The 307-nt window shown below is 56.0% G+C and carries 1 protein-coding gene; it reads right to left on the reverse strand.

Annotated elements, in window-relative coordinates; genetic code table 11:
- Nucleotides 1-307 (reverse strand): DDE-type integrase/transposase/recombinase (locus AC2AXP_RS22740; protein WP_484381996.1); only part of this gene is annotated, 307 nt, incomplete at both ends.

Genomic DNA, 307 nt, shown 5'->3' on the forward strand with positions numbered 1-307 from the left:
AAGCTCTGGTAATCCGTTGAACAGTACTGGCCACCTCGGTCTGTGTGCACGATGACATTTTCCGGGCGTTTACGCCGCCATAACGCCATCTGTAGTGCATCGCAGGCAAGCTGTGCCGTCATCCGTGCGGACATCGACCAGCCAATGACTGACCGCGACCACAGGTCAATCACCACCGCCAGATACAGCCAGCCTTCACCGGTGCGCAGATACGTGATGTCACCCACCCACTTTTGATTCGGGCCGCTGGCGTAAAAGTCCTGCTTCAACAGATTCTCGGATATTGGCAGACCATGCTCACGGTAAC

Source organism: Serratia sp. Sp408, assembly GCF_057180665.1.